The organism is uncultured Campylobacter sp. (assembly GCF_938031315.1).
In the GTDB taxonomy this organism is placed as follows: domain Bacteria; phylum Campylobacterota; class Campylobacteria; order Campylobacterales; family Campylobacteraceae; genus Campylobacter_B.
Genome location: NZ_CALHHT010000173.1, coordinates 1 through 6,166, shown reverse-complemented (window position 1 = coordinate 6,166; position 6,166 = coordinate 1). Strand labels below are relative to the sequence as shown.

Annotated in this window: 5 protein-coding genes; all 5 read right to left on the bottom strand. The window is 43.9% G+C overall.

Going from position 1 to position 6,166, the window contains the following annotated elements; all coding sequences use genetic code 11:
- Positions 1 to 425 precede the first annotated feature (425 nt).
- Complete coding sequence (locus tag Q0236_RS04615; RefSeq protein WP_297915567.1) at positions 426 to 1,355, bottom strand: Wzz/FepE/Etk N-terminal domain-containing protein; 930 nt, start codon at positions 1,353 to 1,355, stop codon at positions 426 to 428.
- A gap of 22 nt (positions 1,356 to 1,377) precedes the next feature.
- Positions 1,378 to 2,688 (bottom strand): sugar transferase, encoded by a 1,311-nt coding sequence (locus Q0236_RS04610; protein ID WP_297915565.1) that lies wholly within the window; start codon positions 2,686 to 2,688, stop codon positions 1,378 to 1,380.
- 1 nt (position 2,689) lies between these two features.
- On the bottom strand, positions 2,690 to 4,054 hold the full coding sequence (locus tag Q0236_RS04605; RefSeq protein ID WP_297915563.1) for a mannose-1-phosphate guanylyltransferase/mannose-6-phosphate isomerase: 1,365 nt from the start codon (positions 4,052 to 4,054) through the stop codon (positions 2,690 to 2,692).
- Positions 4,047 to 5,171 carry a glycosyltransferase family 4 protein gene (locus Q0236_RS04600; protein ID WP_297915561.1) on the bottom strand — a complete coding sequence of 375 codons (1,125 nt, stop codon included), beginning with the start codon at positions 5,169 to 5,171 and terminating at the stop codon, positions 4,047 to 4,049. Before Q0236_RS04600 ends, Q0236_RS04605 begins: the two co-directional genes overlap by 8 nt.
- A partial coding sequence (locus Q0236_RS04595) for a glycosyltransferase (RefSeq protein ID WP_297915559.1) occupies positions 5,168 to 6,166 on the bottom strand: 999 nt, incomplete at its 5' end. The genes Q0236_RS04600 and Q0236_RS04595, both read right to left, overlap by 4 nt.

Genomic DNA, 6,166 nt, shown 5'->3' with positions numbered 1-6,166 from the left:
GGCCGTAGGTTCGAATCCTACACGGGACACCAATAATCCTTTAAAATCATAGAATTCTAATCGATGCTTTTTAATTAATACACTAAATTTATAATCACGATGCTTTTGTAAATGCAAATTGGGGCTACTCGATAGTAATAAATGACTTTTTCGATAATGTATCCGAGCGATAGGATTCGATGCATAGATAAAATTTAATAGTCACAGCCAAAAGCACAAAACAATCTATCTTTGATACCGCAATAGCCAAATGTCATCCTTACTCTTTAGTAAAATAGCATTGCTGATTTAGCGCCAATATATAATTTTGCTAAGGTTTGCACAATATGATCTTTCATATAAAAAACGCCTTAGTAGGGAGTTTTATCAAAGCAGTCTTTACATTCAGCCGTAACGCCCCAATATAGAAATAAATTATTTAAAATTTATCTATTTTCGGAATTGCAGGTTTTAAATTTATCATAAACCAATACTACAAAGGTAGAAAGCATAAGTCCTATTATTGCAGATATTGCTAAAATGATTAGTTTTTTAGGCTTTGCTGGGCGATCAGATAAAACTATATTAGAAATTATATGAGAAGTTTTAAAATTAAAATCAGAAAGCCTATTTTCTATAATGCTCTTTTTCTTCATTAAATCAGGAATTTGTACTAGAGTTATAGCACTAATTTCGTCACTTATTTTAGGTATATTGTCGTTTAAAATTTTGTCTTTTATATTCATTAACTCCATCAGTTTTAATTCGCCAGCATCGCTAAGCTTTTCTTTCTTGTTCAACATGTCTATTTGATCATCTATTTTGGCTATCTGAACACCTTTTAAATATTCTATGCGTTCTTTTAAATTACGAATTTTATCATTTTTTAAATAACTTACCTGCGAATCAATACTTATCAATTGTTCACGTAAAACCTTTTTATATTCATCTAAAACTATAGCATCTTCTTCGCTTAAATCTGCCACCATCTCATCTATATGTTTTTTTAGTAATTCGTTCGATTTGGCAAACGCCGTTATAATAAATATATTGGCGCTATCTTTATCAGCGACGATACTATCAACCATTACGTTCTTGTCCTTAATATCCTTTAGTCCATCAATATATTTTACTCTAAGCTCATGCATCCGAACGGATCTTTCGGTTATATACTGTGGCATACCAGTTTCATTATTATAATAGGCGGTTTCTACCGCCGCCGTTGCTTTATACCACGGAGTAGCAAATAGAATGTACAAAAGCCCAATCGCAATAAATCCACAAGTTACTATACAAATTTGCTTTTTATATTTCCATATCTTTTTTGCCAAATCTAGCAAATCGATCTCATCATCTTTACAATAATTCTGTTGCATATTTCTTCTCCAAATTTAAAATTTAAATTGCGCCCTCACGAACAAGGACCACCTTAAAGGTTTTTATGATTATCACGATGTCGTTCCATATCGACCAGTTTTTCATATACCACGTATCCATACCCGCCCTGGTCGCAAAATCCACATCGCTGCGCCCGCTCACCTGCCAAAGCCCCGTAATGCCGGGCTTGACGGCCAGGATGAGATCTGCATATTCGCCCATATCTTTGCGCTCGTATTGCGCGCACGGGCGAGGACCTACGATGCTCATTTCGCCCTTTAGGACGTTGATCAGCTGCGGAAGCTCATCAAGCGAGCTTCTGCGCAAAAAATTGCCCAGCTTCGTGATGCGCGGATCGTGCTCGTATTTGTGATATTTTTCAAAATACTCCACCTCTTGCGGATTTTGCTTTAGATACTGAGCTAAAATTTCGTCCCCGTTTTCTTTCATCGAGCGAAATTTCAGGCATCCAAACGGCTTACCGCCGAATCCCATTCTTTGATGCGAAAAAAATATGCGCCCTTCCGGTTCTTTTAGCTTCATCATCAGCGCGATTATACCAAAAATAGGCACCAACAAAGGAAGCGCTAAGAAAATTAGCGCTAAATCAAGCCCGCGTTTAAGAGCTAAATTTAAAGGGCTTTTCAGAGAATTTCGTATCGCAAAGAGGCTGGTGCGCGAGGCAAAAACGCTGTAAATATCTGCCTGAGTAAAATCGTATGAGCGCAGCACGGGGGTGAATAAAATTTCTTTGTTCTTTCTGATATTATGCTCGATAAGCTCGTTCAAGGCTTTCGCCCCAAGCCTGCTTCCGCCGATAAATAGCACATCGTAGTCCCTGCCTAGCGCCCTTACGTATCCTAAATACGCGCTTTCTAAGACGGCGCTCTCAAACTCCTCGCCCTCGCCTAAAATTTTCGCCCTCTTTCGCCATAATCCAAATTTAAAAAGCTTCCTTTTCGTTACGAGCTTCAAAAGCGGCAAAACCACCGCCATAAAGGCAAAGCTTAGAATAAAGCTGGCGCGTGAAAATTCGTAATTGACTTTGATTAAAGCAAGCAGCGCGAGACTTAGCAAAAGCCCCAAAAAGCAGCTTTTTACTAAAATTCTACTCTCGTGCCAAAAATCATATCGCCTCGAATAGATCCCTTGATAGAAAAACAAAAATATCATTATTACATAGGACGGCGCGAAGCCCTGATACCTGCCGATGTCTAGCAGCACGCTATCGCCGTAGAGCAGATTTTTAAGCACCACGGCAAGCCCGAAGCAAAGCCAGATGCCGAAAATATCGACTGCCAAGATTATCAAAACGCAGAGTTGCTTTTTCATCCTAGCTCCTATTAAAATCATCTTGCAGGCGCACGATATCGTCCTCGCCGGTGTAGCTACCGACTTGAGCTTCGATTAGCACGACGGGGATTTTGCCCTCGTTTGCGAGGCGGTGGACCTCGCCCATCCTAATGAATGTCGATTCATTCTCGCGCAGCAAGAAATTCCGCTCACCCACGGTCACGGTCGCAGTGCCGCTAACGACGATCCAGTGCTCGTTGCGATGGTAGTGCTTCTGCAGCGATAGCCGCTTGCCGGGCTTGACGACGATGCGCTTGATCTTGTAGCCGCGCTCATCTTCGAGCACCGTGTAGCTGCCCCACGGGCGGTGCGTCGTTACGTGCACGCGTGCCAGATCGCTATCCTTCAGCCGCTCTACCACCTGCTTTACCTTTTGGGTAGAGCCTTTTTTACATACGAGCAGGGCGTCCTTGGTATCGACGATAGCGAAATCCTCGACGTCTATGGCGGCGATCGTGCGACCCGAGCCGATGATGAGATTGTTTTTAGAATTTAGAGCGATATTTTTATCGCTTGCAGTGTTGCCGTTCGCGTCTTTGGGCAGCTCGGCGTCTAAGCTATCGAAGCTTCCCAGATCGCTCCAGCCGATGTCTGTAGGCACGACTTTGGCAAGGCTCGTGCGCTCCATAACCGCGTAGTCGATGCTATCTACTGGGATCTCTTGCATATCGCCTAGTTTAATTCTAATCGGATTTTCTGCGTTAGAATTTTCGTGCGCACGGACGCAGGCTTCGTAAATTTCAGGGCTATGCGCTTTTAGTTCGCCTAAAAATATGCTCGCTTTAAACATAAACATGCCGCTGTTCCAGTAAAAATTCCCCGCCGCTATGTAGCTTTGCGCCGCCACAAGCTCAGGCTTTTCGTGAAATTTTAACACGTCCTCGCCGCTTGCTTCGATATAGCCGTAGCCCGTATTTGCCTCCGTGGGCTTGATACCAAACGTTACCAAAAACCCCTGTTTTGCAAGCTCATGCGCGCGCAAAACGCTGTTTTTATACGCCACCTCATTTCTAATTAGATGATCGCTCGGCGTTACGAAAACGATCTCCTCGGCCTTTAAGCTCAAACACGCAAGCGCGATCGCAGGAGCCGTGTTTCTGCCGACGGGCTCGAGTAGAAATTTCACGCCACGCGCGCCTAGGGCCTCAAGCTGATCGAGCGCCAAAAAATACTGCTGCTCGTTCGAGACGACGAGCGTGCGCTCGCATAGCGGGGAGTTTCGCTCGTAGCTCATCATAAAAAGCGAGCGGTCGTCAAAGAGGCGCACGAACTGCTTTGGCATAAGCGTACGGCTGATGGGCCACAGCCTCGTGCCGCTGCCGCCGCTTAGGATTATATTAGTCATTTTGGTCGTCCTTAAATTCCTCATATTTTTTCTCGACGTAGCTTTTGATCTCGGCTTCAAAGCGCGCGCGCGAAAATTTTAAAGAATTTTCTCTGATTTTTGTAGGCTCAAATTTATCATAATTTTGCTCAAATTTAGCTACGGCGGCGAGCAGCTCCTTTGTATTTTGCTCCATAAAATATAGCCCGCTCTTGCCATCAAGCACCGTCTCGCGGGCGCCGCCGCGCCCAAAGCAGATCACCGGCGTACCGCATGCCTGCGCCTCTACGGGCGTAATGCCGAAGTCCTCCTCTGCGGCAAAAACAAACGCCTTAGCCCGCCCCATAAGATCTGCCATCGTTTCATCGTCTGCGAAGCCCAAAAGCTCGATATTTTTGCCCGCTTTTGATTTTATTTTGGCCATATCGGGCCCGTCGCCGATAACGAGCAGCTTTTTATCCGTCTGCGAAAACGCCTCGACGATGAGATCAATCTTTTTGTACGGTACCATGCGCGAGGCGGTGAGGTAGAAGTCCTCTTTGGCTTCGCGCAGCGTAAATTTATCCACGTCCACGGGCGGATAGATGACGTCGCTGGGCTTGCCGTAGGTTTTTTGGATACGGCGCGCGATGTAGCGGCTGTTTGCGACGTAGTGATCCACGCGGTTTGCGGTGCTCGCATCCCAAAGCCTAATTTTATGCAAAAAATACTTTGCCAGCACGCCCTTTAAACCGCGGTCCAGCCCGCTTTCGCGCAAGTACTGATGATACAGATCCCACGCGTAGCGGATCGGCGTGTGCACATAGGCAATGTGAAGCTGATTTGAGTGCGTCAGCGCACCCTTTGCGACGGCATGCGAACTGGATAGCACGACATCGTAGCCGCTTAGATCAAACTGCTCGATCGCAAGCGGAAATAGCGGCAGGTAGTTGCGGTATTTGTCCTTTGCAAAGGGCAGCTTCTGGATAAAGCTCGTGTGAGCGTGCTTGCCTTTTAAAATTTTATCTCGGTCGGCACCCTTTAAAAAGTCGATGAGGCTGTAAATTTCAAAATCATCCCAGATATTGGTAAAACTCTCGACGCATTTCTCCGCGCCCGCATAGGTACTAAACCAGTCGTGGATAAGGGCTTTTTTCATTGCGGCTCCCTAGTTGATCTATTTTCAAATATCTGCTCGTAAATTTTTTCCACTTTACGAATCATAGCGCCGATATTAAATTTATCTTTAAAATTTAGCAATGCTTCGCCTCGCATTTTACCGTATATTTTCTCATCGTTTAATAAAATTTCTATATCCCGACACGCCTGCTGTGCGTCCTCAAACAAAAATCCGCTTTTGCCGTTTTCTACAACCTCGTTATTTCCCACAACGTTTGTCGCCACTATAGGGATACTGAGCGACTGCGCCTCTATGAGCGCATAAGGCAGCCCCTCCCACCTGGATGTAGACAGGTAGATGTCCGTAGCGGATAGATACGCGGGCACTTCGTCGGTAAAGCCCGTAAAGATTATATTTACGCCGTCTTTTTGCGCCATAGATTCAAATTTTACCCTATCGTCGCCGTTTCCGAGCCATAAAAAAACGATACTTGATTTGTCTTTAAATTTTTTGGCTATCTCGTACGCCAAACTCATATTTTTTGCGTAGTCAAATCTCGAAATGGTCGTAACTACCCTTTTTCCTGACAGATCAAATTTTATCTTGGCGTTATCGTCTTTCAAAAGAGCTTTTATGCCGTTATATACGATCTCACTCTTGCTTTTTTTAAATAATTTAAGCTTTAAACAAACGCTATTTTCGCTATTTGACACATTTATAAATTTATCGGTAAATAGCGTTAAAAACCGCTCCAAAAAAATATATGCACTCTTTTTCAAAAAGCCGTATTCTCCGATATGAACGCCGTGTAAAGTGTGGACTATTTTTAGCCTTGAATTTAAAATTTTAAGCATCCGCGAATAGATACCAGCACCCTTACCGTGGGAATGAATTATTTTTATATCGTTATCTTTTATGAATTTATTCAGTCCAAGGAGCTTTTTCGCACTAAATTTTCTATGCGGCAGGGTAAATATATCTTTAATCTTTTTTGACTTGCTCCACAGATCATAATAGGGCCTATCTTGCGGACA

What these genes read in the sequence shown, in the direction of transcription:
- Q0236_RS04615 (WP_297915567.1), bottom strand. Translation starts at nt 1,355, where the DNA reads ATGCAACAGAATTATTGTAAAGATGATGAGATCGATTTGCTAGATTTG.
- Q0236_RS04610 (WP_297915565.1), bottom strand. Translation starts at nt 2,688, where the DNA reads ATGAAAAAGCAACTCTGCGTTTTGATAATCTTGGCAGTCGATATTTTC.
- Q0236_RS04605 (WP_297915563.1), bottom strand. Translation starts at nt 4,054, where the DNA reads ATGACTAATATAATCCTAAGCGGCGGCAGCGGCACGAGGCTGTGGCCC.
- Q0236_RS04600 (WP_297915561.1), bottom strand. Translation starts at nt 5,171, where the DNA reads ATGAAAAAAGCCCTTATCCACGACTGGTTTAGTACCTATGCGGGCGCG.